Source organism: Pseudomonas sp. QC2, assembly GCF_002859085.1.
In the GTDB taxonomy this organism is placed as follows: Bacteria; Pseudomonadota; Gammaproteobacteria; order Pseudomonadales; family Pseudomonadaceae; genus Aquipseudomonas; species Aquipseudomonas petroselini.
The window spans coordinates 19,635-46,224 of record NZ_PKKS01000017.1; the positions used below are offsets into that span (position 1 = coordinate 19,635).

At 61.0% G+C, this 26,590-nt stretch carries 19 protein-coding genes and 1 pseudogene; 9 read left to right on the top strand and 11 right to left on the bottom strand.

Annotated elements, in window-relative coordinates; all coding sequences use genetic code 11:
- Positions 1-5 precede the first annotated feature (5 nt).
- Genes QCBJ_RS14720 through QCBJ_RS14730 form a run of 3 tightly spaced genes read right to left on the bottom strand, consistent with a single transcriptional unit; the run spans position 6 to position 1,760 of the window.
- The gene (locus tag QCBJ_RS14720; protein ID WP_012721837.1) at positions 6-275 is read right to left on the bottom strand and encodes a phosphopantetheine-binding protein; all 270 of its coding nucleotides are present in this window, start codon (positions 273-275) and stop codon (positions 6-8) included.
- Positions 253-1,065 (bottom strand): 1-acyl-sn-glycerol-3-phosphate acyltransferase, encoded by an 813-nt coding sequence (locus QCBJ_RS14725; RefSeq protein WP_102061107.1) that lies wholly within the window; start codon positions 1,063-1,065, stop codon positions 253-255. The genes QCBJ_RS14720 and QCBJ_RS14725 overlap by 23 nt, the downstream gene beginning before the upstream one ends.
- Positions 1,041-1,760 (bottom strand): beta-ketoacyl synthase chain length factor, encoded by a 720-nt coding sequence (locus tag QCBJ_RS14730; protein WP_012721839.1) that lies wholly within the window; start codon positions 1,758-1,760, stop codon positions 1,041-1,043. Before QCBJ_RS14730 ends, QCBJ_RS14725 begins: the two co-directional genes overlap by 25 nt.
- 348 nt (positions 1,761-2,108) lie before the next feature.
- Here QCBJ_RS14730 and QCBJ_RS14735 point away from each other — a divergent pair, with 348 nt between their 5' ends.
- Together QCBJ_RS14735 and QCBJ_RS14740 are read left to right on the top strand one after the other, a co-directional pair.
- Positions 2,109-2,879: a ParA family protein gene (locus QCBJ_RS14735; protein ID WP_012721840.1), complete on the top strand. Its 771-nt coding sequence runs from the start codon at positions 2,109-2,111 to the stop codon at positions 2,877-2,879.
- 483 nt (positions 2,880-3,362) lie between these two features.
- A complete protein-coding gene (locus QCBJ_RS14740; RefSeq protein WP_102061108.1) occupies positions 3,363-3,572 on the top strand; it encodes a DUF6124 family protein in 210 nt (69 codons plus the stop codon).
- Positions 3,573-3,672: 100 nt separating this feature from the next.
- Here the strand turns inward: QCBJ_RS14740 and trxC are convergent, their stop codons facing one another.
- Entirely contained in the window at positions 3,673-4,107 is a 435-nt protein-coding gene (gene trxC, locus QCBJ_RS14745) for a thioredoxin TrxC (RefSeq protein WP_012721842.1), read from the bottom strand.
- Positions 4,108-4,343: 236 nt separating this feature from the next.
- Between trxC and QCBJ_RS14750 the strand changes: the two genes are divergently transcribed.
- Complete coding sequence (locus QCBJ_RS14750) at positions 4,344-4,640, top strand: type II toxin-antitoxin system HigB family toxin (RefSeq protein WP_102061109.1); 297 nt, start codon at positions 4,344-4,346, stop codon at positions 4,638-4,640.
- Complete coding sequence (locus QCBJ_RS14755) at positions 4,637-5,038, top strand: type II toxin-antitoxin system HigA family antitoxin (RefSeq protein ID WP_012721844.1); 402 nt, start codon at positions 4,637-4,639, stop codon at positions 5,036-5,038. Before QCBJ_RS14750 ends, QCBJ_RS14755 begins: the two co-directional genes overlap by 4 nt.
- Positions 5,039-5,042: 4 nt before the next feature.
- Here QCBJ_RS14755 and selO read toward each other — a convergent pair whose 3' ends face one another.
- From selO to QCBJ_RS14775, 4 genes are all read right to left on the bottom strand, one after another.
- On the bottom strand, positions 5,043-6,506 hold the full coding sequence (gene selO / locus QCBJ_RS14760; RefSeq protein WP_102061110.1) for a protein adenylyltransferase SelO: 1,464 nt from the start codon (positions 6,504-6,506) through the stop codon (positions 5,043-5,045).
- Positions 6,507-6,554: 48 nt separating this feature from the next.
- Positions 6,555-9,938, bottom strand: coding sequence for a mechanosensitive channel MscK (gene mscK / locus QCBJ_RS14765; RefSeq protein WP_046033884.1), 3,384 nt, complete (start codon positions 9,936-9,938; stop codon positions 6,555-6,557).
- 50 nt (positions 9,939-9,988) lie between these two features.
- A complete protein-coding gene (locus QCBJ_RS14770; RefSeq protein WP_012721847.1) occupies positions 9,989-11,731 on the bottom strand; it encodes a potassium/proton antiporter in 1,743 nt (580 codons plus the stop codon).
- 334 nt (positions 11,732-12,065) lie between these two features.
- Entirely contained in the window at positions 12,066-13,691 is a 1,626-nt protein-coding gene (locus tag QCBJ_RS14775; protein WP_102061111.1) for a methyl-accepting chemotaxis protein, read from the bottom strand.
- A 277-nt stretch (positions 13,692-13,968) separates the two neighbouring features.
- On the opposite strand from QCBJ_RS14775, the gene QCBJ_RS14780 reads away from it, so the two are divergent.
- Together QCBJ_RS14780 and QCBJ_RS14785 are read left to right on the top strand one after the other, a co-directional pair.
- Positions 13,969-14,199 (top strand): hypothetical protein, encoded by a 231-nt coding sequence (locus QCBJ_RS14780; RefSeq protein ID WP_012721849.1) that lies wholly within the window; start codon positions 13,969-13,971, stop codon positions 14,197-14,199.
- Positions 14,196-14,489: a cell division protein ZapA gene (locus tag QCBJ_RS14785; protein ID WP_012721850.1), complete on the top strand. Its 294-nt coding sequence runs from the start codon at positions 14,196-14,198 to the stop codon at positions 14,487-14,489. Before QCBJ_RS14780 ends, QCBJ_RS14785 begins: the two co-directional genes overlap by 4 nt.
- Here the strand turns inward: QCBJ_RS14785 and QCBJ_RS14790 are convergent.
- Positions 14,486-16,288: an acyl-CoA dehydrogenase gene (locus QCBJ_RS14790; protein ID WP_093542868.1), complete on the bottom strand. Its 1,803-nt coding sequence runs from the start codon at positions 16,286-16,288 to the stop codon at positions 14,486-14,488. The two genes, QCBJ_RS14785 and QCBJ_RS14790, sit on opposite strands and share 4 nt — an antisense overlap.
- A gap of 204 nt (positions 16,289-16,492) precedes the next feature.
- The gene (gene putA, locus QCBJ_RS14795; RefSeq protein WP_102061112.1) at positions 16,493-20,446 is read right to left on the bottom strand and encodes a trifunctional transcriptional regulator/proline dehydrogenase/L-glutamate gamma-semialdehyde dehydrogenase; all 3,954 of its coding nucleotides are present in this window, start codon (positions 20,444-20,446) and stop codon (positions 16,493-16,495) included.
- A 460-nt stretch (positions 20,447-20,906) separates the two neighbouring features.
- Between putA and putP the strand changes: the two genes are divergently transcribed.
- From putP to QCBJ_RS14810, 3 genes are all read left to right on the top strand, one after another.
- Positions 20,907-22,391: a sodium/proline symporter PutP gene (putP, locus tag QCBJ_RS14800; protein ID WP_012721853.1), complete on the top strand. Its 1,485-nt coding sequence runs from the start codon at positions 20,907-20,909 to the stop codon at positions 22,389-22,391.
- Positions 22,392-22,595: 204 nt separating this feature from the next.
- A complete protein-coding gene (locus QCBJ_RS14805; RefSeq protein WP_102061113.1) occupies positions 22,596-24,620 on the top strand; it encodes a type VI secretion system tip protein VgrG in 2,025 nt (674 codons plus the stop codon).
- Between the two features lie 15 nt (positions 24,621-24,635).
- Positions 24,636-25,319 (top strand): DUF4123 domain-containing protein, encoded by a 684-nt coding sequence (locus QCBJ_RS14810; RefSeq protein WP_224795905.1) that lies wholly within the window; start codon positions 24,636-24,638, stop codon positions 25,317-25,319.
- Here QCBJ_RS14810 and QCBJ_RS14815 read toward each other — a convergent pair.
- Positions 25,305-26,547: pseudogene (locus QCBJ_RS14815) on the bottom strand (O-acetylhomoserine aminocarboxypropyltransferase/cysteine synthase family protein). The gene QCBJ_RS14810 and the pseudogene QCBJ_RS14815 overlap by 15 nt on opposite strands.
- Positions 26,548-26,590 lie beyond the last annotated feature (43 nt).

Here is a 26,590-nt window from a genome sequence, read left to right on the forward strand (position 1 = left end):
CGGTCTCAAGCTGCCTGTCTGGCCGTGACGAACGCCGCAAGGCTGGCCACGTTGGTGAAGTGATTGCGCGTGTCCTTGGCGTCGGCATCGATCTTGATGCCGTACTTTTTCTGGATCGCCAGGCCCAATTCCAGGGCGTCTACCGAATCCAGGCCGAGGCCTTCGCCGAACAGGGTTTGCTCGCTGCCGATGTCGTCGACGCCGATGTCTTCCAGGCCCAGGGCCTCGATGATCAGCATCTTTATGTCGTGCTCAAGGCGGTGTTGGTCGCTCATCTTCGGCGAGCTCCTTAATAAAATAATGATGCAGGTAATCGTTGAGCTTGCGTGAGGCCTGAGGCGCGGGGCCCAGTGTTGCGAACGCATGTGGTTCTATATCGGCACCCACGCGCAAACTGAAGTGAAAGCGGCATTTTGGGATGCGATACCAGGGTTCGGCCTTGGTCAGCGTGGTGGGGCTCACCTTGATCACCACCGGGGTGATGATTGTCGCACCCCGCAGTGCAATGGCGGCGCCACCGCGATGAAAGGCAGGCGCCGCGCCGGGTGTGGTGCGGGTGCCTTCAGGGAAAATGATCAGCGTCTGGCCTGCGCGCAGGGCGTCGGCGGCGGCATCGAGCATGTCCGAACTGCCGTCATTGCTGATGTAGCCTGCGTCGCGCACCGGGCCACGCATGAACGGGTTTTCGAACAGGCTCTGCTTGACCACGCAGTTGGTCTGGCGCATCAGGCCGATCAGGAACACCACGTCGATCAGCGACGGGTGGTTGGCGATGATCATCTGGCCCGGGCGGCCGAGTTTTTCCGCGCCTTCGACGCTGTAGGTGAGCACGCCGGCGCGCTGCATCAGGCGGATAAAGAACCAGAACAGTTTGCTGATGGTGTGACGGGCACGGCGCTGGTGTTTTTCGGCGCTGCCTGGCAGGCAGCCGAGCAGCGGAAATACCAGCAAACGCAGGCACAGCCCACCGATGCCGAACACAAAGAAACTGGCGGCGGTGGCGAACAGGCGCCAGTAGTAAGCGTCCCGTGGCTTGTCGTTCACGGCTTGCGTTGCCAGTTCCATACTCGGTTCTTCCAGGCATGTTGGCAGGCACCCTGATCAGTGAGCAGGGTGCGCAGCAGGTTCAGGGCGTGGGGCCACTGGGCTTGTGTGAGTTGGACACCGCCGCTGTTTAGTTCCAGTTGCCACTCGTCGCCCGGTGTCAGCAACAGGCCGAGGGCGTAGGGGAAGGGCACGTCAACGATCCAACTGGCGTAGGCGGCAGGCGGCTGCTCTTCGGTAATCACCAGCAAAACGGCCGGCGCGCCTTCGTTGAGCAGCGCGGCGGCTTCGAGCATGCCGTGTTCCAGGCCGTCGCCTGCGGCGGCGAGGGCGGTCATTTCGCTGGTTTCATTGCGCAGGATCGACCACAGGCCTATCACCGCGTTGTGCACCGACAGGCTGAACTGGGTCGGCGACAGTGGCTGGTCGTTGGCCAGGTCGCTGAGGATATCGAGGGTGCGTGGGGTTTCGCCATGCCGGGAGATAAACACCAGCGGCAAGTCTTCCAAGCCCTCAGCCAGCGGCCAGCCCACACTGAATGCCATGCGCGCCAGGCGGCTGAGGCGGCGACGTTGCATGGCGGGTAGGAACGAGACGTCGGGGGAGGCTTCGCTTGCAGGCAGCAACACCGGGGCCTGGCACCAGGCGTGCCAGTCGTCCGCACTCTCCAGGCCAGGGGCCCAGGCGCGCCATTGGGCGATGTTGAAAGTGATCACTGAGACGTTATCCCGCCCCTGCGGGCTTCCATGTGCGGCAGTTGGCCCCGAATACCGGGACAGGGAGCAATAGCCGAATGGCGCGCATTATCCCGGTGCCGTGGGGTTCTAGCAAACTTTGGTAAAGAATTGTGCATAGGGAATTACAAATAGATGAAAAAGATTTACAGATTTTCCTTCACCTGGGGCTGGGATGGTGCGTGGGACGGTTCTTTTTAACCTGTGAGCTGTGTATGACAGCCAGATCGCCAATGGTTCGTGATGCAGCAGTGCATGGATGAACGAGGTAGCTAACAGGCGCTTTTGCCCTCTACACTCGGACATTCATTGATACACGGAGGTTTTTCCATGCGGCGTGTGGTGTTCAATCAGAAAGGCGGCGTGGGCAAGTCCAGCATCGCCTGCAACCTGGCGGCGGTGAGCGCCAGCGAAGGCTATCGAACCCTGTTGGTGGACCTCGATGCACAAGCCAATTCAACCCAGTACCTCACCGGGCTGACCGGCGACGATATACCGATGGGGATTGCCGAATTCTTCAAGCAGACCCTGTCTTCCGGGCCGTTTTCGAAGAAAAACCGGGTGGATATCTACGAAACCCCCTTCGACAACCTGCACGTCATCACCGCGACCGCCGAATTGGCGGACCTGCAGCCCAAGCTTGAAGCCAAGCATAAGATCAACAAGCTGCGAAAGCTGCTGGATGAGCTGAGCGAGGATTACGACCGGATTTACCTGGATACGCCACCGGCGCTGAATTTCTATGCGGTTTCGGCGTTGATCGCCGCTGATCGTGTACTGATTCCCTTCGATTGCGACAGCTTCTCGCGCCAGGCGTTGTATGGCCTGCTGGCTGAAATCGAAGAACTGAAGGAAGACCACAACGAAGGCCTGGAAGTGGAAGGCATCGTGGTCAATCAGTTCCAGGCCCGGGCGAGCCTGCCCCAGCAGATGCTGGATGAATTGATTGCCGAAGGCTTGCCGGTGCTGCCGGTGTACCTGGCCAGTTCCGTGCGCATGCGTGAGTCGCACCAGGAGAACAAACCCCTGATCCACCTGGACCCACGGCATAAGCTGACGCAGCAGTTTGTGGAGCTGCATAACCTGCTGGAAAACGCGTGATCTAAACGACAACACAAAACCCTGTGGGAGGGGGCTTGCTCCCGATTGCGGTGCTTCAGTCACAGATGTACTGACTGACCACGGCTATCGGGAGCAGGCCCCCTCCCACATTTTTATCGCGTTTCGGCAGATGGAAATGGATGTGTCCCACACAGTCTGTAGGACGGGTCTGGCAATAGGGGGTGTGTCTTGTAACGTTGCCTACAGGTAAGCCAGAATCCGCTGGCTTGTGCGTCTGGATGGGCGTCTCTAAGGTTCCTGGGTCGCTGAATGTTCAGTGATCGGGTTTAGTAGCCCCAACAGACGAAAGTATGTGCACTGCTCCAAAAGCATGGCGTTTTCTCGCCTATCTGATGGTGGCTGTGCGCAGGGCACCTTCGGGTGCGCCGGTTTTTGCTTTCGTTCCCGGTCTACTAACCTGCGTACAGCTGCCGCCCTCGTTTAGTAGCGAATAGGTGGTGGCCCTATCAGAGAACGAAAAGCATGTTATTCACCGTCACCCCCAACCTCCCCACCGAAACCCTCATCCTCAACAGCTACGAAACCTTCTCCTCCGTCCGAACCCTGTTGCTCAACCTGTCCAACGACCTCACCGGTGAACACCGCGACGTGGCCCTGGCCATCCACCAGTTAAGCGAACTCGGCGTCATGTTCGTCGGCCAAATAATGGATCGCGAAGCCCCGTTGGCCTAAAGCTGGAATGCGGTCAGTGTGGGAGCTGGCTTGCCTGCGATAGCGGTAGTGAATTCAACACTGCCATCGCAGGCAAGCCAGCTCCCACATTCGACCGTGTTTACACGCCCTGGCTACGCAACCAGCTCATCAACTGCGGCAATGGGAACGCTCCGCTCTGGCGGGCCACTTCGCGGCCGTTCTTGAACAGAATCAAACTGGGAATCGAGCGAATCCCCAACTGCGCCGACAACTGCTGATTGGCCTCGCTGTCCAGCTTGGCCAAGCGGCACTTGCCCGCCAACTGCCCGGCCGCCTGCTCGAACACCGGCGCAAACGATTTACACGGCCCACACCAGTCGGCCCACACATCCACCAGCAACGGCAAATCGCCTTTGATCTGGCTGGCGTAATCGCCTTGCTTCAGCTCAAAAGGCTTGTTCAGTAAAACCGGCTGCTTGCAGCGCCCGCATTTGGGCGCATCGCCCAGGCGTTCACCGGGTATGCGGTTGAGGCCGTTGCAATGAGGGCAGGGGATTACAAGCGGTTCGGACATGATGGGCTCCTTGGGTGTTGCCAATGGACTGTATCTGGAGTCGGGCGAGGTGTTTATCAAGGCGGGGAGAGGGTGACTTATCCACTGACAGTTTTGCCCGTGCTGATGTAGGGCCGCCTATCTAGGCTGTCAGAGCCTGTTCTGTTTTGAACCATTGGTCTGTTTGCGATTATCGCAAATTGCGATATTCGGAATTCGAGTTTAACCTTCATAGCAAGATGCGATAAGGATGTTGCATGCGAGTGATCAGCGAGAAAAGGATCTGGGAAGCGAAGGAAAAGTGGCCACGGTCAGCAACCGCGTTGGATCAGTGGTATCGAGTAATGAAGCGAAATGACCCCAAAGATTTCGCGGCGATGAAAGCCATGTTCCCCGCCACGGATAAGGTCGGGGAGTTTCACGTTTTCGATATTGGAGGCAATAAGCTGAGGTTGATTGCTGGCGTGGAGTATCAGGCGCAGCGCGTCTACATCAAGCATCTGCTTGATCACCGCGATTATGAGAAAGATAAATGGAAGGAAAACATCAGATGAGCGCGCTTATGCGAGTAGCCGCCGAACACTGGCAATTTGTTTCACCCGTGATGCGCAAACCAGAAAACGAGGCAGACTACGACGCGCTGGTATGTGGTTTGGACGAGTTGCTGAGTCTGATCGGTGAAAATGAAGACAGTCCGCTGATGAGCCTGGTGGATATCCTCAGTGACTGGATCGAAGCCTACGATCATAAGCACCGCCCAATGCCCGTCGCCAGTGGTGCTGATGTATTGCGCTACATGATGCGCGAACACAACCTCACTCAGAGCGACCTGCCGGGGGTTGGTGCCCAGTCGGTGGTCTCTGAGGTATTGAGTGGAAAACGCCAACTCAACATACGGCAAATTCGTTGGCTGGCTGAGCGCTTCGGCGTATCAGTAGAAACCTTCATTTAAAGGTTTACGACGAACAACTAATCTCCAAATGCTTGCCCCAATCCGGTGGCCGCTGCGCGTATTGCTCCATCCCCGCTTGTTCCTCGAACGGCTTTGACAGCACCTCATGCAACCGCCGCACTTCGCTGTAATCCCCTGACTCGGCGGCCGCGATAGCGTTCTGCGCCAGGTAGTTGCGCAGGATGTAAAGCGGGTTCACCGCATGCATCCGCGCACGGCGTTGTTCTTCGCTGTTGTCGCCATCCCGTTCAACGCGGGCCTTGTACTGCTCGGCCCAGACATCAAACCCGGCCAGGTCGACAAAGTCATCGCGCAGCCGCGTCACCGCCAGCGCCGCGGGCTCATCCCCCAGGCGCCGGAAGAACAGCGTGTAATCCACGCCGCTGTTCTGCATCAGCTTCAATAACCGCTCGACCAGCTTCTGGTCATCGTCTTCGGCGGTGGTCAGTCCCAGGCGGCGGCGCATCAGGTCCAGGTAATTGGCCTGGTACAGCGGCAGGTACAGGCCGAGCGCTTCCTTCAAGGCATCAACGCTGATGAACGGCGTCAGCGCCTGCGCCAGGGCGCTGAGGTTCCACTGGCCGATCGGCACTTGGTTGCTGAAGGAGTAACGCCCTTCGTGGTCGGAGTGGTTGCAGATGAAGTGCGCGTCGAAGTCGTCCAGGAACGCAAACGGCCCGAAGTCGAAGGTGATACCGAGGATCGACATGTTGTCGGTGTTCATCACCCCGTGGCAAAAGCCATAGGCCTGCCATTTGGCGATCAGTTCGGCATTGCGCTCGACGATTTCGCGGAACATGGCCAGGTAGGGTTCAGGCTGTTCGCGGCATTCGGGGTAGTGCAAGTTCAGCACGTGTTCGGCCAACTCGGCCTGCTGCTCGGGTTTCTTGGTGTAGTAGAAGTATTCGAAATGGCCGAAGCGGATATGGCTGTGAGCCATACGTAACACCATGGCGCCGCGTTCCTGCTTCTCGCGCCATACGGGTGTGTCGGAACCGATCACGCACAATGCGCGGCTGCTGGGGATGCCCAGGGCGTGCAGCGCTTCGGACGCCAGGAACTCGCGGATCGACGAGCGCAACACGGCGCGTCCATCGCCCATGCGCGAGTAAGGCGTCATCCCGGCGCCCTTGAGGTGCAGGTCCCAGTGTTCGCCGGCCTCGTTGTACACTTCGCCCAGCAACAACCCACGGCCATCGCCCAGTTGTGGGGTGTAGCCACCGAACTGATGCCCGGAATAGACCATCGCCCGCGGCTCGGCTTCGGCCCACAGCTTGTGCCCACCAAACAGCTCGGCGAATACCGGCGTTTCAGCCACCGCCGGGTCGAGGTCGAGCAACGCCATGGCAGCGTTACTCGCCACGACCAGGCGCGGCGCGTCGAGGGGCTCGGGCAATACGTGGGTTGAAAACGCGTCGCCCAGGCGTGCGAAGCGGTTGTCGAAGGTCAGTTCGTCGAGGGCTTTCACCGGCCATCTCCAGCAGAATGTCCGAGCATTCTGCTGGGGATAGCGCGGTTAGTCGAGTTTGCTCGGCGGCGGTTCCGGCGCGTCATCAACTTTGCTGGCTGGCGGCTCGGGGGCGTCCTGCTCCGGGGCCGGCCCAGCGATGGTCTTGCGATCATCCTCGACCGGCACCAGCTTGTACTCCTGACCGTGCATGTTCTTGAGGTACACCTCCATCTGCCGGAACGAGATGTTGATGTGCTGTTTCTTGAATTCACGGTTGATGTAGCGGTTGACCTCGTCCAGCACCGGGTTGCGGTCACCCAGGTCACGCACGTGCATGCGCAGTTCGTGGTCGAGGGTACTTTCGCCAAAGTTGAGGAAGTACACGTGCGGTTCGGGTTCTTTCAGTACCCGTGGGTTTTCCCTGGCGGCCTTGAGCAGCAGCTCCTTCACCAGGTCCAAGTCGGAGCCGTAGTCCACGCCGAGTTTCAGGGTGACCCGCGTGATGGTGTCGGTCAGCGACCAGTTGATCAGTTGCCCGGTGATGAAGGTCTTGTTCGGGACAATGATGTCCTTGCGATCAAAGTCGGTGATCGTGGTGGCGCGGATGCGGATCTTGCTCACCGTGCCCGACAGGTTGCCGATGGTGATGGTGTCGCCGATGCGTACCGGGCGTTCGAACAGGATCATGATGCCGGAGATAAAGTTGGCGAAGATCTCCTGCATGCCGAAGCCCAAGCCCACCGACAGTGCCGCCACCAGCCATTGCAACTTGTCCCAGCTCACGCCGAGGGTCGACAAGGTGGAGACAAAACCGACGCCGGCAATCACGTACGAAAGCAAGGTGGTGGTCGCGTAGGCGCTGCCCTGGGCCAGCTCCAGCTTGGACAGCACCAGCACCTCCAGCAGGCCGGGCAGGTTGCGCGCCAGCGCGAAGGTAATACCGATGATGATCAGCGCGCCGAGCAAGTCGCCGATGCTGATGGGCACCATGCTGATATTCGCGCCGGTGCCGCTGGTGTATTCGTAGAGGGTGACGTTGTCGAGGTAGGAAAACACCGAGATCAAGTCCGACCACACCCAGTACAGCGCTGCGATAAAGCCGCCGAGCAGGGCCAGGCGGATCAGGCGCATGGACTGTTCGTTGACCTGCTCGATGTCCAGGGTCGGCTCTTCGATCACCGCTTCACCGTCGCCGGCTTCCTTGGCGGCCTGGCGTTTGGCCAGGGCGCGTGCATAAGCCAGGCGCCGGGCGGCAACGCCCAGGCCGCGCACGAAGGTGGCTTCGATCACCAGCCAAAACATCAGCAGGTACAGGGTGTTGATCAGCCGGTCGCTGAGCTTGAGCGCGGTGTAGTAATAGCCGAAGCACACGGCGATAAACAACGCGACGGGCAGTGCGGTGAATAACAGGCCCACGGCCTTGCGAAACAGCGAGGCTTTTTCATGGGTCGGGCTATGCAGCAGCAGGCGACCCAGCAGCCAGGCCATCAGCGCATAACAGGTCAGTACCACGCCGATGCCCAGCACGTCGTCGGCGAGCGCCGCCGGTTGGTGCTCGGCAATCGCCACCACGGCCACCAGCGCGAGCACCACCAGCCCGAGCTTGCGCACCCAACCTTGCAGGAATTCGACCTGGGGCTTTTCCCAGCGGAAGTGCAGTTCGGCCACGCCGCCTGGCGCCAGGATGCGGTAGGCGGTGTAGAACACCAGCCACGCCTGGGCGATTTGCAGCAATGCCGCGCCCAAGTTGGCGTTTTGCCCCCGGGCGTCGATCTGCAGCGCGTAACCGCACAGCGCCAAGCCCAGGGACACCGGCATCGCCAGCAGGATATTGATCAGGATGGCCTGCGGCGTGTGCCATTGGCTGTCGCGCTTGAAGTGACCGATGTCCAGGTGGACCTTGTTCAGGCGCTGGTACAGGGCTTTGCGTCGCCACAGCAGCGCGCCGATCAACAGCAGCAGCGGCAGGAACAGCAGCGGGCGTTGGGTCAGGCCGTCGTACAGTTCGCTGACGCTGGACGCCCAGGGCAGGGTGGTGACTTGCTTGCTCAGGTGCGCCGGGACGGTTTCCAGCCACTCGGTATCCAGCGGCTTGTTGCTGGGAATCCAGAACATCTGCTCATCCAGCGTCGCCCGCAATGTCGTGGCGGTGCTGAGCAGTTGTTTCTGGTTCAGTTGCAGGGTGATGGACTCGTTGAGCAGCGCACTCAGCTCGCGGCTCAGGCGCTCCAGCAGGTCGCTGCGGGTGATCGCCAGTTCCAGCAAAGTACGGCGCAGTTGCGGGGTGACGTCTTCCGGCGATTGGTTCGCCAGCAAGTTATCCACATAGGCACTGGGCGAGCTGATCAGCTCGCGCTGCTGGTTGACCTCGAACTGGTACAGGCGAATGTTGGCGATATCGTCCGCCAGGTCGCGGTCGACCGTCAGGCGCGGCAAGGCCTGCTTTTGTTTGTAGAGGATCTTCGACAGCAGCAGGCTGCCTTTGAGCACGTTGATCTGCTCGTCGAGGGCCGAATCGCTCTGGGTTACGGTGTCGAGTTGCTGTTTGGTCTGCAGGTTTTTCTGGGTCAGGTCGTTGAGGCGGTCGGTGCTTTTGAGCAGGTAGTCGGACAGCTTCAGGTTGGCCGCGCTTTCCGTGGCCAGCAGGCTGCTGCCGCCGGCCTTTTGCGCTTCGATGGACTGTTGGGTCACGGTCTGCTGGGACTGGGCCAGGCGCTTCTGGTTGATCAGGGTCTGCAGGTCCTGGATCTCTTGTTCCAGGCGCGCGGTCTTTTCCATCACCAGGTCGTGCTGGCTGTTGCCCAGGTCTTGCAGTTGGCTGTTGCCGGCCAGTTCCTGGCGGCGCAGCGGGATCAGCGCGTTGAGGGCCGCGAGTTCGGCGTTGAGCTGGTTGCGCTGGTCGCCGCTGAGGGATTTACCGTTGTCTTTGCCGGCCTTTAGGATCGAATTGATCTGCTGGATACGCGTCTGGCTGCTGCTGATCTCGGTCTGGGCGCGCTCCGGGCGAGTCTGGGCAGCGATGGACAGGCTGTTGGCGTCGGCCAGTTCTTTCTGCAAGTCGCCTTGCTGAGTGCTGCGCTGCACCAGTAATTGCTCAAGCTGGGGCACCGGCAGGCTGGCGTAGCGCTGGGCGACCGGGATGATTTTGGTGGCCTTGAGCCGGGTCAGCTCGCGCTGGTTCTCGACGGTCTGGCGCGGCGCATCTTCCAATTGGCGCTTGAGATCGACCAGCCGCTGCTCGTAATCCTGCTTGTTGCCGAGGTAGGTCAGGGTCTGTTGCAGGATGGTCTGCAGCGCCTTCATGTCGGCATCGGGCAGCTTGCGGTCAGGCAGCTTGTCCAGGGTTTGCTGGATGGCGTCGGCGCTGGGCGGGTCGGCCGCGTGAACGGTGCCGATACAAAGAGTCAAGCCCAGCAGGGCAGTGGCGAGAAAAGTGCGCAGGGTTGGCATAGAGACCGGTCGAGCAAGGTGAAGAATCGGGGGCGTCGTCGCCCCGCAGTTTAGAGGAAGAGTCCGGGGCCCGGGCGACTTCCTTCGGGGAATCTGACGCCGACTTTGCCAATCTTGTTCCCGTCCATGACCGCGACGGTCCAGATGGTGTTGTTCCACTCCACCTGGTCGCCGACGACTGGCGCCCCCCCCACTTTCTGGGTGATGAAGCGGCTCAGCGGCATGTCCGGGTCGATGCCTTCCAGCTTCAGGCCGTACAGGGCGGAAACCGCGCCCAGCTGGGCGTCGCCTTCGAGCACGAAGTCGCCGAAGAAGCGTAAATCCAAACCGCGTTGCGGTGCCTGGCTGAACAGTTTGCCGAGGGCCGGCAGGTTGTGTTCATGGCCGATCACGCAGAGCAAATCGCCGACTTCCAGCACGGTACTACCCGACGGATGGAGCAGTTGCTGGCCACGGAACAGCGCGGCGATCCGCGTGCCTTCAGGCATTTTCAGTTCGCGCAGGGCTGCGCCGATGCACCATTTTTCCGCACCGAGGCGGTAGACGAACAGCTCCCACTCGCTGGTGACATGCACTTCCAGGGCTGCGCGGGAAATCGGCGCCGGGTCCGGCGGCACGGTGACCTTGAGCAGTTTGGCCACCCACGGCAGGCTGGTGCCCTGCACCAGCAGCGAGACCAGCACGATAAAGAACGCCAGGTTGAAGTACAGCTGCGCATGCGGCAGCCCGGCCATCAGGGGGAACACTGCCAGAATGATCGGTACCGCGCCGCGCAGGCCGACCCAGGCGATAAAGGCTTTTTCGCGGCCGTGGAACGCCTTGAACGGCAGCAGGCCGACCATCACCGACAGCGGCCGCGCAAACAGGATCATCCACAGCGCCAGGCCCAGGGCCGGCAGCGCGATAGGCAGCAAGTCGTGGGGTGTAACCAGCAGGCCCAGCACCAGGAACATGCCGATCTGCGCCAGCCACGCCATGCCGTCGAGCATATGCAAAATGCCATGACGGCTGCGCACCGGGCGGTTGCCGATCACCAGGCCGCACAGGTACACGGCGAGGAAGCCGCTGCCGTGCAGGGCGTTGGTCACGGCAAACACGAACAGGCCACCGGCGATCACCAGGATCGGGTACAGGCCGGTGGCCAGGTTGATGCGGTTGACCATCTGCAGCATCAGCCAGCCGCCACCCAGGCCGACCACGCCGCCGATGCCGAACTCGCGCACCAGGTGCGTCAGCAGGCTCCAGTGCAGGCCGGTCTGGCCGCTGGCGAGCATGTCGATCAAGGTGACGGTGAGGAACACCGCCATCGGGTCGTTGCTGCCGGATTCGATTTCCAGGCTGGCGGTGACCCGTTCGTTCAGGCCCTTGCCGCCGAGCAACGAGAACACCGCCGCGGCGTCCGTGGAACCGACAATCGCGCCGATCAACAGGCCCTGGATGATATTGAGGTCAAACAGCCAGGCTGCCGCCATGCCGGTGAGGCCGGTGGTAATCAACACCCCCACCGTGGCCAGCGACAAGGCCGGCCAGAGTGCCACGCGGAAACTCGCCACCCGCGTGCGCAGGCCGCCGTCGAGCAGGATCACCGCCAACGCGAGGTTGCCCACCAGATAGGCGGTCGGGTAGTTATCGAAGATGATGCCGCCGCCATCGACGCCGGCGACCATGCCCACGGCCAGGATGATCACCAGGATCGGGATGCCCAGGCGGGACGACAGAGAACTTACCAGAATGCTCGCACTCACCAGCAACGCGCCGATCAAGAACAGGCTGTTGATGGTCGTCGCATTCAAAGGCAGTACTCCATGAGCAAACAAGACAGGGCGCAAACTGACCATGCAGTCTGCGTGCCAGCGATTCTAACCTGTTGAATTGCTGCGCTGTCAAAAAGCTTTTTCTGATTCACAGGGATCCGAATGCGGCAGGGCGCTTGTTGTGTTGGGCAGGCCTGTTGTGATGAGCAGGGCTTGTTGTGGTGAGCAGGCTTGCCCTGCGCTGGGCTGCGAAGCAGCCCCAAAACCATTCACCGCGGTCTACCTGTAAAAATGAGGTGTGACGGTTGGGGCCGCTTCGCAGCCCAGCGCAGGGCAAGCCTGCTCACAACAAAACTTTTCTGATGGGTGTCAGTTAGAGCTGGAAGCGTCCTACCAGCCCGTTCAGATCCACCGCCAGGCGCGACAACTCGCTGCTCGCCGCACTGGTCTGGCTGGCGCCGGTAGCCGACTGTACCGACAAATCACGGATGTTCACCAGGTTACGGTCCACTTCCCGCGCCACCTGCGCCTGCTCTTCCGCCGCGCTGGCGATGACCAGGTTGCGTTCGTTGATCTCCACAATCGCGGTGTTGATGGTGTCCAGTGACATCCCGGCGCCTTTGGCGATGTTCAGTGTCGATTCGGCGCGTTCGGTGCTGTTGCGCATCGAGTCCACCGCGTGCTCGGTGCCGGCCTGGATGCTGCCGATCATTCGTTCGATTTCGCTGGTCGACTGCTGGGTGCGATGGGCCAGGGCCCGCACTTCATCGGCGACCACCGCAAAGCCACGGCCGGCTTCACCCGCACGGGCCGCTTCGATGGCGGCGTTCAGGGCCAGCAGGTTGGTCTGGTCAGCCAGGCCGCGAATCACGTCCAGCACCTTGCCGATATCGCGCGATTCATTGGCCAAGTCGCCAATCAGTGTTGCGGTCGCTTGTACGTCGCCGCTCATGCGTTCAATGGCGCTGACGGTTTCCTGCACCAAATCACGGCCATCCCCGGCGGAGGTGGTGGCGTTGCGCGAAGCTTCGGACGTGCTGACCGCATTGCGTGCGACTTCTTCGACGGCACTGGTCATCTCGTTCACCGCCGTGGCGGCTTGTTCGATTTCGTTGTTTTGCTGGGTCAGGCCACGGGCGCTTTCGTCGGTGACCGCGTTCAGTTCTTCGGCGGCCGACGCCAACTGGCTGGCGGAACCCGCGATGCGTTGCAGGGTGTCGCGCAGTTTGTCCTGCATCTTGGCCATGGCCGCCAGCAGGCGTCCGGCTTCGTCGTTGCCGTCGACCTTGATCGGGCGGGTCAGGTTGCCTTCGGCCACTTCTTCCGCCGCTTCCAGTGCCAGGGAAATGGGCAGGGTGATGCTGCGGGTCAGCAGCCAGGCGAACAGCATCGTCAGTGCCGTGGCGATAATCAGCAGGCCAATCACCCAGTTGAAGGCCATGTTGTACTGGTCTTCAGCCTGTTGGTTGGTGGCAAGGGCGGCCTTGTTGTTGTAGTCCAGCAGGCGGTTGAGCACGGTGTTGACCTGCTCGGAGTTGCTCAACAGCTTGGTGTTGAGCAGGGTGCGCAGCTCTTCGACCTGGTTGGCGCGCGACAGGCTCTTCATGCGCGCTTCAATCTGTTGGTACTGGGCAAGCAGGCGGATGTATTCGTCGTAGATCGAGCGCTCCTCACTGCTGTCGATCAGTTTTTCGTAAGTGCCCTGAGCGGCGCGGATCTGCTGGTTGCGCAGTTCGAAGGCTTCCAGGGTCTTTTGCTGAACGTCCGGCTCGCGGTTGGTCAGCAAGCGATAGGACAACACCCGCAGGCGCAAGGTGAGTTGGGTGAAGTCATCAAGGGCGCGGATGCTCGGGACGCTGGACAGGGTGATGTCCTGGGTGGCGCCACGGATCTTGCTCATCTGATTCAGCGCGAAAATACCGAGAAGCAGCATCAATGCGCCAATAAACGCGAAGCCGAGGAAGGCCCTCGGAGCGATATTCATATTACGTAGCGACATGCGGGAATCCTGGGGGAGAGCGCGATCCGTGCGGCCATGAGACGGTCTGTGCCTCTCTATCGGTCGTACGACTAAAGTCTAAAGGGGCCTGTGCGGTTTTGTCGCATCTGACGAGGGGTTTGGCCGATTCAGGAACCAGATCGGGTAAATGCAGTCACTAAGGCTCGAAAGTGCGGCCCGGCCCTTAAAAAACGGGCTGTGCGCCGGGGATAACCCTGGCATCCGAGGTGAATTTTCTTTATCGTCACCGCCCTTTGAAAAAGCCCGAGAAATCAAAATGTTAGAAGCATCCCTCAGCCAATTGGAACAACTGGTCAGCGACCTCGTACAGCAGAATCAGGACCTGTTGGGCAGCAACGAATCCCTTAAGGCCGAACTGGCGCGTGCCAAGGATGAGAACGACAGCCTGCAACTGAACCTCATGGAGCAGGAAGAAAAACACGGCGCGACCGCCGCGCGTATCCAGGCGCTGGTTGAGCGTGTGAGCGCAGGGCCTGTCAGCGCATGAGTGAAGGGATAAAGGTCGTTTCGATTCTCGGAGAGGATTACTCGATCAAGGCACCGGCCGGCGAAGATAAAACCCTGATGCACGCCGTGACCCTGCTCAAGGCCTCCCTGGCCAACACCAAGAAAAAGTACCCGACCCTGATCGGTGACAAGTTACTGGTGCTGGCGGCGCTGAACCTGTGCGCCGAGCAGATCGAAATGCAGCAGGCGCACCAGCAGGAACTCGACCGTTACCAAGAGCAAGTCAGCGCCACGGTCGATGTGATTTCCAAGGCGATCGGAACGCCTTAGAACCACTCATCTTGCATACTGAGGCACGTATCATCGCGGGCCTCCAGAATTGCCAGCTCATGATGGCAGCTCGGTACTTCCCAGGTCAGGAAGTACCGGGCGGCCTGGAGCTTGCCTTTATAGAAGGCCACATCGGCCGCCTCGCCCTTGGCCAGTCCTTCTTCGGCGCGAATCGCCTGTTCCAGCCAGCGCCAGCCAATCACCGTATGCCCGAACACCTTCAAGTACAGCGCCGAGTTCGCCAGGCTGCTGTTGACCTTGCCGTGGGCGAGATCCGTCAGCAGGCCGATCGTCACGCTTTGCAGGCGGTTGACCAACTGTTCCAGCGGTTCCCTGAGTGGGCTGAGGCTTGGGTATTCCTGCGCGCGGGCACCGGTTTCGGCCATCAGCCTGATGAGTTGCTTCAAGCCCGCGCCACCGTTCTGCGCCAGCTTGCGCCCAAGCAAATCCAGGGACTGGATGCCATGGGTGCCTTCATGGATCGGATTCAGGCGGTTATCGCGGTAGTACTGTTCCACCGGGTATTCACGGGTGTAACCGTGGCCACCGAGGATCTGGATCGCCAGTTCGTTGGCCTTGAGGCAGAACTCCGAGGGCCAGGATTTGACGATGGGCGTCAGCAGGTCCAGCAGTTCGTGGGCGTGCTTGCGCTCGGCGTCGGTTTCCAGGGTGGTGGTGTCGTCGAACAGGCGTGCGGCGTAGAGGCCCAGGTCGAAGGCACCTTCCACGTAGGCTTTTTGCGTCAACAGCATACGTTTGATGTCGGCATGCTGGATGATCGAGACTGGCGCGGTCGTAGGGTCTTTACTGTCGGGCAGACGCCCTTGCGGGCGTTCGCGGGCGTACTCCAGGGAGTAGAGGTAGCCGGCGTAACCGAGCATCACTGCGCCCATGCCCACGCCGATGCGTGCTTCGTTCATCATTTGGAACATGCAGCTCAAACCTTGGTGCGGCTTGCCCACCAGATAGCCGACACAGTGCCCGTTATCGCCGAAATTCAGCGCCGTGGACGTGGTGCCGCGCCAGCCCATCTTGTGGAAAAGCCCGGCCAGCAGCACGTCGTTGCGCTCGCCCAGGCTACCGTCGTCGTTGACCAGGAACTTGGGCACGATAAACAGCGAAATGCCCTTCACCCCAGCCGGTGCGTCCGGCAGCTTGGCCAGCACCATGTGCACGATGTTTTCCGACAGCGGGTGATCGCCGCCGGAGATGAAGATCTTGTTGCCCTTGAGTCGATACGTGCCGTCGGCCGCAGGCTCTGCGCGGGTACGAATATCCGACAGCGATGAGCCGGCGTGGGGTTCGGTGAGGGCCATGGTGCCAAAGAAACGGCCGTCGATCATCGGTTGCAGAAAGCGCTGTTTCTGATCGTCGGTGCCGAAGCTTTCGATCAGGTTGGCGGCGCCCATGGTCAGGAACGGGTAGGACGTCGAGGCGGCGTTGGCCGACTGGAAATGCGCGAAACAGGCTTGAGACAGCAGCGTGGGCAGTTGCATGCCGCCCGCTTCGAAACTACGCGCCGCGTTGAGAAAGCCGGCTTCGAGGAACGCATCCACCGCCGGTTTCACCTCCGGAATCAGGATCGCCTGGCCGTCTTCGTAACGGGGTTCGTTTTCGTCGTTCTTGCGGTTGTGGGGGGCGAAATACTTCTCGGCGATCGTGCGGGCGGTGCTGATGGCCGCGTCGAAGGTTTCGCGAGTGTGCTCGGCAAACCGCTCGCGCTGGGTCAGGCCCTCGGCATCGAGGACTTCGTACAGCTCGAAAGCCAGATTGCGGGAACTGAGCAGCGTCTCGGACATGGCGGCTTACCTTTGGAGGAATTGGCCTGAGTCTAAGTGCGCGAATAGAAGCTGGATAGCAAGATTGATTTGGGTGATGCACAGGCAAATGTGGGAGGGGGCTTGCCCCCGATGGCGATGTGTCAGTCACCAAGTGCATTGGCTGATCCACCGCTATCGGGGGCAAGCCCCCTCCCACATGCCTGACTGCATTCCTTCAGGCAGTTAACCGATAGTCATGAGGCTGGCGTTACCGCCGGCTGCCGCCGTGTTAACACTCAACGCCCGCTCAATCACCAGACGCTCCAGCGCAATCGCCGTCTCGCCTTGCGACAAACCATGCACCCCAACAATCGCGCCACCACGCTGGGCCACTTGCTGGCACACCGCACGCAGCTGGTCGGAATCGCCGTGGTGCAGAACCGCGTCGAACACCACCTCGTCCTTGGTCCAGTCGGCCACGCGCTTGATCTTCGCCTGAATCTCCTTCGGCAGGCGTGGGAACAAGGCCTTGGTCAGGTCGGTTTCCGGCCATACCGCCGAGCCGCCGACGGCCAGCACCGCCGCCAGTTGAGTCAGCAGGTCGCCTTCCACGTCCGCCAGGCACAGCACGTGCTCGCGGGGCAGGATGGCGTAGCTGTTGCGCTCGCCGGTCGGGCCGGCCAGTTGGCGGGTGATGCCGCTTTGCGATTGCGCGGCGAACTGGCTGCACAAGGCGCTCAGTTCGCTGAGCTTATTGCTGTCGGCCCAGGTGTTCAGGGCGGTCAGCGGTTGGCTCATGGCGTCGCGCAGGCGCACGTCCGGTGCGGCCAATGCGTCGCCGCGTACGAAGGATTGCTCGATGGCATCCGTAGGACGAGTCGACAGCAGGCGATACAGGTACAGCGGGCCACCCGCTTTCGGGCCAGTGCCCGACAGGCCTTCGCCGCCGAACGGTTGTACGCCCACTACGGCACCGACGATGTTGCGGTTCACATAGACGTTGCCGGCATTGACGTTGTCGATCACCTTGGCGATGGTCTCGTCGATGCGCGTATGCACGCCGAGGGTCAGGCCGTAGCCGGAAGCGTTGATCTGGCCGATGAGCTGGTCGATCTCTTTGCGCTTGTAGCGCACCACGTGCAGCACCGGGCCGAAGATTTCACGTTGCAGTTCATCGAAGCTTTCCAGCTCGATCAGGGTAGGTGTCACGAAGGTGCCGCGCTTGATCTCTTCGCAGTCGGCAATCGCCACCTGGTACACGTTGCGGCCTTTGTCGCGCATGGCCTGGATGTGTTTCTCGATGCCGGCCTTGGCTTCGGCATCGATCACCGGGCCGATATCGACGGACAAGCGCTCCGGGTTGCCCAGGCGGCATTCCGCCATGGCGCCCTTGAGCATTTCGATGACGCGGTCTGCCGAATCTTCCTGCAGGCACAGTACGCGCAGGGCCGAGCAACGCTGGCCAGCGCTGTCGAAGGCCGAGGACACCACGTCGATGACCACTTGTTCGGTCAGCGCCGAGGAGTCGACGATCATCGCGTTCTGGCCACCGGTTTCGGCGATCAACGGAATCGGACGGCCCTGGGCATCCAGGCGACCGGCGACATTGCGTTGCAGCAGGCGCGCCACTTCGGTGGAGCCGGTGAACATCACGCCTTTGACGCGATCATCACCTACCAAGCGGGCACCGACGGTTTCGCCCTGGCCCGGCAGCAGTTGCAGCACGCCTTCCGGAATGCCGGCTTCCAGCAGGATGCGCACGGCTTGTGCGGCGACCAGCGGGGTTTGTTCGGCCGGCTTGGCCAATACCGGGTTGCCGGCGGCCAGTGCGGCAGCCACTTGACCGCTGAAAATCGCCAACGGGAAGTTCCACGGGCTGATGCACACCACGGGGCCCAGTGGGCGGTGGGCGTCATTGGTGAAATCGTTGCGCGCCTGCACCGCGTAGTAGCGCAGGAAGTCTACGGCTTCACGCACTTCGGCGATGGCGTTGGCGAAGGTCTTGCCGGCTTCGCGGGCCAGCAGGCCCATCAATGGCTGGATCTCACCTTCCATCAGGTCGGCGGCACGCTCCAGGATCGCGGCACGCTCGGCGGGCGGGGTGGCCTGCCAGATCGGACCGGCGCTGATGGCGCACTGGATGGCGTTGTCGACGTCTTCGACGGTGGCTTCCTGCACATGGCCGACCACATCACGCAGGTCGGATGGGTTCAGCACCGGCGCCGCCGCTTGCTCGCTGGCAGCGCAACCGAGCATCGGTGCGGCTTTCCAGTTGTTGTGCGCGGTCGCCAGCAGGGCGCAGGACAGCGATGCCAGACGGTGTTCGTTAGCCAGGTCAATGCCGGCCGAGTTGGCGCGGTCTCTGCCGTACAGGTCGCGCGGCAGTGGAATACGCGGGTGCGGCAGGCCGAAGCCGCCTTCCAGCGTGGCCATCTGCTCGATGCTGGCCACTGGATCGGCCACCAGCTCCTGGATCGAGATGGATTGGTCGGCAATGCGGTTGACGAACGAGGTGTTCGCGCCGTTTTCCAGCAGGCGACGTACCAGGTAAGCCAGCAGCGTTTCGTGGGTGCCGACCGGTGCGTACACGCGGCACGGACGGTTCAGCTTGCCGTCGGAAACCTTGCCGACCACCTGCTCGTACAACGGTTCACCCATGCCGTGCAGGCATTGGAACTCGTACTGGCCCGGGTAATAGTTCTGACCGGCGATATGGTAGATGGCCGACAAGGTGTGGGCGTTATGCGTGGCGAATTGCGGATAGATGACTTCCGGCACCGACAGCAGTTTGCGTGCGCAGGCAATGTAGGAAACGTCGGTGTACACCTTGCGGGTGTACACCGGGTAGCCTTCCAGGCCTTCGACCTGGGCGCGTTTGATTTCGCTGTCCCAGTACGCGCCTTTCACCAGGCGGATCATCAGGCGATGGCGGCTGCGGCGCGCCAGGTCGATGACGTAGTCGATCACGTACGGGCAACGTTTCTGGTAGGCCTGGATCACGAAGCCGATGCCGTTCCAGCCGGTCAGTTGCGGTTCGAAGCACAGGCGCTCGAGCAGGTCGAGGGACAGCTCCAGGCGGTCGGCTTCTTCGGCGTCGATGTTCAGGCCGATGTCGTATTGCTTGGCCAGCAGCGTCAGCGACAGCAGGCGCGGGTACAGCTCGTCCATCACGCGCTCGTACTGCGCACGGCTGTAGCGCGGGTGCAGCGCTGACAGCTTGATGGAAATACCGGGGCCTTCATAAATCCCACGGCCGTGGGAGGCTTTGCCGATGGAGTGAATGGCTTGTTCGTACGAGGCCAGGTACTTCTGCGCATCACGTTCGGTGAGCGCGGCTTCACCGAGCATGTCGTAGGAGTAGCGGAAGCCCTTGGCTTCGAACTTGCTCGCATTGGCCAAGGCTTCAGCGATGGTTTCGCCGGTGACGAACTGCTCGCCCATCAGGCGCATGGCCATGTCGACGCCCTTGCGGATCATCGGTTCGCCGCTCTTGCCGATGATGCGGCTCAGGGACGAGGTAAGCCCCGCTTCGTTATGGGTGGCGACCAGTTTGCCGGTCAACAGCAGGCCCCAGGTCGCAGCGTTGACGAACAGCGACGGGCTGTTGCCCAAGTGCGGCTGCCAGTTGCCGGTGCTGATCTTGTCGCGGATCAGCGCGTCGCGAGTGCCTTTGTCCGGGATGCGCAGCAGCGCTTCGGCCAGGCACATCAAGGCCACGCCTTCCTGGGATGACAGGGAAAATTCCTGCAGCAGGCCCTGAACAATCCCGGCACGGCCGCCGGCGCTTTTCTGATTACGCAGTTTCTCGGCAATCGACGCCGCCAGCTTGTTGGTGGCTTCGGCCATTGGCGCCGGCAGGCGGGCCTGCTCGATCAGCATCGGCACGACTTCCGGCTCTGGGCGGCGGTAAGCGGCGGTGATCGAGGCGCGCAGCACGGATTGCGGCAGGATGCTTTCAGCGAACTCAAGGAAGCACTGGTGGGCGTGATCCGTCTGGACGTCGCCTGCGTCGTCAGTGCCATTGCTGCTCAAACCATTGAGTTCAGTCAGGGTTGCACCACCCTCCAGTTTCTCCAGGTAATTGAAAATCGCCTGCTTGATCAGCCAGTGCGGCGTGCGATCAATGGAGGTCGCGGCCGCCTTGAGGCGCTCGCGGGTCGGGTCGTCAAGTTTGACCCCAAGGGTGGTCGTAGCCATTTTGTTATCCTCATGGGTGCCACTACCGAGTGGCATCAGCTGGCCGCCAGATTAGCTTTGCGCATGAATAGGTGCAACCGGGTGCAACCCATTTTGTGCATGAAATTTCTAACGCTTGATCGGAAATAATTTGGCCTTCGACAGAATCCGCTTCGCCCTGGTGCGTTTGCTTCTGAGATCGGCTGTTCTTGCTCCGAAAAGGAGCAAAAACGGGGTGTTTTGCACTTTTCACACCTGGGTGCAACTTATTCTCGCGAAACTGGTTGCACCTTATTTGCTTTGTTGAATAGCATTCGCGGCCAAGGTGCAACCACCTCCACGGGTCGGTTCATCGGCTGACGGCTTTCCTGGGGAAACGTCAGTCATAAATGCGCGGCACGCAGCTACGTCTACCTACTTCCAATGGGTGGCCGTCTGACAGACCGTCGCTACATAAAAACAAAGCCAGGGCGTCACTCTTATGAGCGTTAGTAATCCAACCCTGATCACGTTCGTGATCTACATCGCAGCAATGGTGCTGATCGGCTTCATGGCCTATCGCTCCACCAACAACCTTTCCGATTACATCCTGGGCGGTCGCAGCCTCGGTAGCGTGGTGACTGCCTTGTCGGCCGGCGCTTCCGACATGAGTGGCTGGTTGTTGATGGGCCTGCCGGGCGCGATCTACATGTCTGGTTTGTCGGAAAGCTGGATTGCCATTGGCCTGATCGTCGGTGCCTACCTCAACTGGCTGTTCGTCGCCGGTCGCCTGCGGGTACAGACCGAGCACAACGGCGACGCACTGACCCTGCCGGATTACTTCTCCAGCCGTTTCGAAGATAAAAGCGGCCTGCTGCGGATCATCTCCGCCGTGGTGATCCTGGTGTTCTTCACCATCTATTGCGCGTCCGGCATCGTCGCCGGTGCCCGCCTGTTCGAAAGCACCTTCGGCATGTCTTACGAGACTGCGCTGTGGGCCGGTGCTGCTGCAACGATTGCCTACACCTTCGTCGGTGGTTTCCTGGCCGTGAGCTGGACCGACACCGTACAAGCCACGCTGATGATCTTCGCGCTGATCCTTACGCCGATCATCGTGCTGCTGGCTACCGGTGGTGTCGATACCACCTTCCTGGCGATCGAAGCCAAGAACCCTGACAACTTCAATATGCTGAAAAACACCACCTTCATCGGCATCATCTCGCTGATGGGCTGGGGCCTGGGTTACTTCGGCCAGCCGCACATCCTCGCGCGTTTCATGGCGGCGGATTCGGTCAAGTCGATTGCCAACGCACGTCGCATCTCCATGACCTGGATGATCCTGTGCCTGGGTGGCACCGTGGCCGTGGGCTTCTTCGGTATCGCCTACTTCTCGGCGCACCCGGAAGTGGCCGGTCCTGTGACCGAAAACCACGAACGTGTGTTCATTGAACTGGCCAAGCTGCTGTTCAACCCGTGGATCGCCGGTGTACTGCTGTCGGCCATTCTGGCTGCCGTGATGAGCACCCTGAGCTGCCAATTGCTGGTGTGCTCCAGCGCCCTGACCGAAGACTTCTACAAAACCTTCCTGCGCAAAAACGCCTCCCAGGTTGAGTTGGTGTGGGTCGGTCGCTTGATGGTGCTGCTGGTTGCGCTGATCGCCATCGCCATGGCCGCCAACCCCAACAACCGCGTACTCGGCCTGGTCAGCTACGCCTGGGCCGGTTTCGGCGCCGCGTTTGGCCCTGTGGTGCTGATCTCGGTGATCTGGAAACACATGACCCGTAACGGCGCACTGGCCGGTATCCTGGTCGGCGCGATCACCGTGATCGTATGGAAACACTTCGAACTGCTGGGGCTGTACGAGATCATTCCAGGCTTTATTTTCGCCAGCCTGGCGATCTACTTCGTGAGCAAGATGGGCGCACCGACCGCAGGTATGGTCGAGCGTTTTGATGCGGCGGAGAAGGACTACAACCTCAACAAATGATTCGTCGGGCATTAATCGCCTGTTGAGTTGAGAGAAAGGCCCGCGTCCTACGGATAGCGGGCCTTTTTTTACCTGTGTTTTACGCCGCTCCGAAGAGGATTCCGACGCGTTTGTGTAGGGTTTTACTGATTTGTCCGGGGCGGGCCCAGGAGGGGGGAACAGTGATGCAAAATCAGCCCCCCACCCCTCGCAGAGAAACACCGGATGTTCGCTCCTGCCAATCAAAGTGCCTTTACCCTGTCCCTCGACGGTGAGCCCAGTGAACTCAAGGTGTTCGAGTTTACGGGCCGTGAATCCATCAGCCAGCCTTACCATTTTGATCTCGAGTTGGTCAGCGAACAGCCCGATCTCGACCTGGAAGGCTTGCTGCATCGCCAGGTGTATCTCGGTTTCGATGATCAGGGCCATGGTGTTCATGGGCTGGTCTACCGGGTGGCGCAGGGCGATTCCGGACGGCGCCTGACGCGTTATCAGTTGACGCTTGTGCCGCAGCTGGCCTATCTGGCGCACAGCAGCCACCAGCGCATTTTCCAGCACAAGACGGTGCCGCAGATTGTTGCGCAGGTACTGGAGGGGCAGGGCATCCAGAGTGACCGCTTCGAATTCCGGCTCAGCGGTGCCTACCCCGAGCGCGAGTATTGTGTGCAGTTTGGCGAGACTGACCTGGCGTTCATTCAGCGGCTGTGCGCGGAGTTGGGCATTCACTATCACTTCCAGCATTCGGCCGAAGGGCATTTGCTGGTGTTTGGGGATGACCAGGCGGTCTTTGCCCAGCCCGAACAGCCCACGCCTTACACCCCCGGTTCCGGGATGGTGGCGGATACCCCGGCAATCAAGCGGTTTGCGGTGCAGGTGCAGACCCGCACCACGGCCGTGAACCTGCGCGATTACGACTTTCGCAAGCCGAACCTGGGCCTGGAAAGCGCGGTCGCTGGCGAGCAGCTTCCGACGCTTGAAACGCAGGATTACCCTGGTCATTTCAGCGACCGCGCCCATGGCAAATACCTTGCGCAGCGAAGCCTGGAGCGTCATCGCAGTGATTACCGCATCGCCCATGGCAACGGTGATGAACCGGCATTGGCCAGCGGCAGGTTCCTCAGGCTGGCGGCCCACCCACGGGAAGAGTGGAATGGCCTGTGGTTGGCGACACACGTGACCCACGAGGGTAAACAACCGCAAGTCCTGGAAGAGGCTGTAACCGAGGTCGCCGGTGGGGACTTTCGCCAGGGTTATCGCAACCATTTTGTCGCCGCGCCGTGGGACGTGATTTTCCGCCCGTCTCTGGACGAGCATGCGCGCCCAGTGATCTCGGGTTATCAACATGCCGTGGTGACCGGCCCCGCCGACAGTGAAATCCATTGCGATGAGTACGGCCGGGTCAAGGTGCAACTGGCCTGGGACCGTGCCGGTGAACATAACGACCATTCCAGTTGCTGGCTGAGGGTTGCCAGTGGGTGGGCGCATGATCGCTATGGTTCGGTGCTGATCCCGCGAGTCGGCATGGAAGTGCTGGTGGGTTTCGTCAATGGCGACATGGACATGCCGTTGGTGATGGGCTGTTTGCCCAACGCGGCGACCCAGGTGCCCCTCGACCTGCCGGCGGACAAGACCCGCAGTATCTTGCGCAGCCAGAGCAGCCCAGGCGGCGGTGGCTACAACGAGCTACGTATCGAGGACCGCAAGGGCGCCGAGGAAATCTACCTGCGCGCCCAGCGGGATTGGACGCAGCATGTACTGCATGATCAACAGGTGCAGGTCGATAACGGGCGTCGTATCACCGTGGGTGGCGAGTCGCACCATGAGTTGCGCGGTGAAGAGCAGCGCATTACCCACGGCAATCGTCTGACGCAGCTCAAGCAGGATGATCACGTGGTGGTCGCCGGTTCGCAGCAGGTGCGCGCCGAGCGGGCTATTCAGATAGGGGCAGGGCAAAGCGTCGTCATTGATGCGGGCGCGACTGTCACGATCCAGGCGGGTGGGCAGTCGATCACGCTGTCGGCCGGTGGGATTTTCAGCAGTGTGCCGATCCAGCTTGGCAGCTCGCCCGCTCCGGCGGCCGCACCGTTGATGCCTGGCGTGAAAGAGACGTTACTGGCCGTGATTCCGGCGCCGCTGAGCCGTGTGCAAGTGGCCAGTTTCAAGCGCAGCGCACCGTTTTGCGAAGAGTGTGAGCGCTGCAAGAACGGCCAGTGCGATCTCCCCCGACACAGCAATGCACCCCAACCTTAAAAGGACTGTATGCCGATGCTTCAACCCTTGCGTGCGGGTGAACAGATCTTCGCGGTCATGGGCGCTGCCAGTGACGCCAAGCCCCTGGAGGCTTGGCGAGCGCTTGCCGCCGGAACCTCGCCACAATCCGTGTGGGCCGGCACGGCCTATGCGACGTGGGCGGAGGTCATGCCCTATGTGGCTGTTGTCGAGCCGGACAGCCCATTCCTTGAGTGGGCCGCTTCCACTGATGCTACGGATTGGGGCTGGCTGGCCGTATCGTCCAGCCCGCTGGAAAGCGTGATTGCACACCTGCAAAGCCTGACCAAGGTGTTCCTACCGGATGGCCAGGAAGTGTTTTTGCGCTTTTGGGATGGGGCGCAGTTTCTGCCGATCATTCAGCAGCGAAGTGATGAGATATTGCCGGTTTTCCAGCGCTACCTGATCAATGGCCAGTCGCTGGCGGGCGCGACGGGCCCGGTCACTGCGGCCAAGGCCAGCCCATGGTGGCGAGTGCCATCAGCGTTACTGGAGCACCTGGCTGAGCAATCGCCACACACCCTTATCCACAACCTGTTGCAATGGCTCGAAGAGCAACGACCCGACCTCTACACCGCCTGTGCACCGACGACCTTGCAGCACAAGGTCGCCTACTTCGCGCGCGGTGCGGATACCCACTATCAGGCGCTGGCCGACTACCTGGCCTCAGAGCTGAGTTGAACCCAGCGCCTGCTGCAGGTCTTCGAGCAGGTCTTCAATCGCCTCAATGCCGACCGACAGGCGAATCATCTCCGGCTTTACGCCGGCCTTGGCTTGCTCCTGCTCGTTCATCTGCCGGTGGGTGGTGGAGGCGGGGTGGCAGGCCAGGGATTTGGCGTCGCCGATGTTCACCAGACGCTTGAAGATTTGCAGTGCGTCATAGAAGCGTACACCGGCGTCGTAGCCACCCTTCAGACCAAAGGACAGGATCGCTGACGGTTTGCCCTGCAGGTATTTCTGCGCCAGTGCGTGGTGCGGATGATCCGGCAGGCCGGCGTAGCTGACCCACTCCACATCGGCATGCCCTTGCAGGAACTGCGCGACTTTCAAGGCGTTTTCGGTATGGCGCTCCATGCGCAGGGCCAGGGTTTCCAGGCCTTGCAACAGCAGGAAGGCATTCATCGGTGCGAGCGCGGGCGATGAAAGCGGCAGGGCCGAATTTTTCGGTGTAGACCACGCCGTGGTAAGCGGGCTCTGGGGTGTTGAGGCCGGGGAATTTGTCCGGGTAATCGGTCCAGGGGAAGGTGCCGCTGTCGACGATCACGCCGCCCAGGGAGTTGCCATGGCCGCCGATGTATTTGGTGACCGAGTGCACCACGATATCGGCACCGAACTGGATCGGCTTGCACAGGATCGGCGTGGCCACGGTGTTATCCACCACCAGCGGTACGCCGCGGGCGTGGGCGACGTTGGCCAGGGCTTCGATGTCGATGATATTGCCCGCGGGGTTGCCGATGCTTTCGCAGTACACCAACTTGGTATTGTCGTCGATCAGTTCCGCGATGGCGGCGGCAGAGTCATCACGGGCGAAACGCACATCGACGCCGAAGCTCGGCAGCAAGTGCGCGAACAAGGTGTAGGTGCCGCCGTAGAGCTGCGGGGTGGTGACGATATTGTCGCCCGCCCGGGTGAGGGTCTGGATCGCGTAGTGGATGGCCGCGCTGCCCGCCGATACCGCCAGGCCTGCGATACCGCCCTCGAGCGCGGCGATGCGCTGCTCCAGCACGTCATTGGTGGGGTTCATGATTCGCGTGTAGATGTTGCCAGGCACGTCCAGGTTGAACAGGTCGGCGCCGTGCTGGGCGTTGTCGAATTCGAACGCGACGTTCTGGTAGATCGGCACGGCGACGGCCTTGGTGGTCGGGTCCGACTTGAAGCCGTGGTGCAGCGCGATGGTGGCGTCTTTCATGGGGTTACTGACCTCCCTGGATGGTGGATCGCCACAATAAATC

Coding starts and splice junctions, on each gene's coding strand:
- QCBJ_RS14750 (WP_102061109.1), top strand. CDS start 4,344: ATGCGAGTGATCAGCGAGAAAAGGATCTGGGAAGCGAAGGAAAAGTGG.
- QCBJ_RS14735 (WP_012721840.1), top strand. CDS start 2,109: ATGCGGCGTGTGGTGTTCAATCAGAAAGGCGGCGTGGGCAAGTCCAGC.
- QCBJ_RS14780 (WP_012721849.1), top strand. CDS start 13,969: ATGTTAGAAGCATCCCTCAGCCAATTGGAACAACTGGTCAGCGACCTC.
- putA (WP_102061112.1), bottom strand. CDS start 20,446: ATGGCTACGACCACCCTTGGGGTCAAACTTGACGACCCGACCCGCGAG.
- QCBJ_RS14755 (WP_012721844.1), top strand. CDS start 4,637: ATGAGCGCGCTTATGCGAGTAGCCGCCGAACACTGGCAATTTGTTTCA.
- QCBJ_RS14775 (WP_102061111.1), bottom strand. CDS start 13,691: ATGTCGCTACGTAATATGAATATCGCTCCGAGGGCCTTCCTCGGCTTC.
- putP (WP_012721853.1), top strand. CDS start 20,907: ATGAGCGTTAGTAATCCAACCCTGATCACGTTCGTGATCTACATCGCA.
- QCBJ_RS14725 (WP_102061107.1), bottom strand. CDS start 1,065: ATGGAACTGGCAACGCAAGCCGTGAACGACAAGCCACGGGACGCTTAC.
- trxC (WP_012721842.1), bottom strand. CDS start 4,107: ATGTCCGAACCGCTTGTAATCCCCTGCCCTCATTGCAACGGCCTCAAC.
- QCBJ_RS14810 (WP_224795905.1), top strand. CDS start 24,636: ATGCTTCAACCCTTGCGTGCGGGTGAACAGATCTTCGCGGTCATGGGC.
- QCBJ_RS14720 (WP_012721837.1), bottom strand. CDS start 275: ATGAGCGACCAACACCGCCTTGAGCACGACATAAAGATGCTGATCATC.
- mscK (WP_046033884.1), bottom strand. CDS start 9,938: ATGCCAACCCTGCGCACTTTTCTCGCCACTGCCCTGCTGGGCTTGACT.
- QCBJ_RS14790 (WP_093542868.1), bottom strand. CDS start 16,288: ATGTCCGAGACGCTGCTCAGTTCCCGCAATCTGGCTTTCGAGCTGTAC.
- QCBJ_RS14785 (WP_012721850.1), top strand. CDS start 14,196: ATGAGTGAAGGGATAAAGGTCGTTTCGATTCTCGGAGAGGATTACTCG.
- QCBJ_RS14740 (WP_102061108.1), top strand. CDS start 3,363: ATGTTATTCACCGTCACCCCCAACCTCCCCACCGAAACCCTCATCCTC.
- QCBJ_RS14805 (WP_102061113.1), top strand. CDS start 22,596: ATGTTCGCTCCTGCCAATCAAAGTGCCTTTACCCTGTCCCTCGACGGT.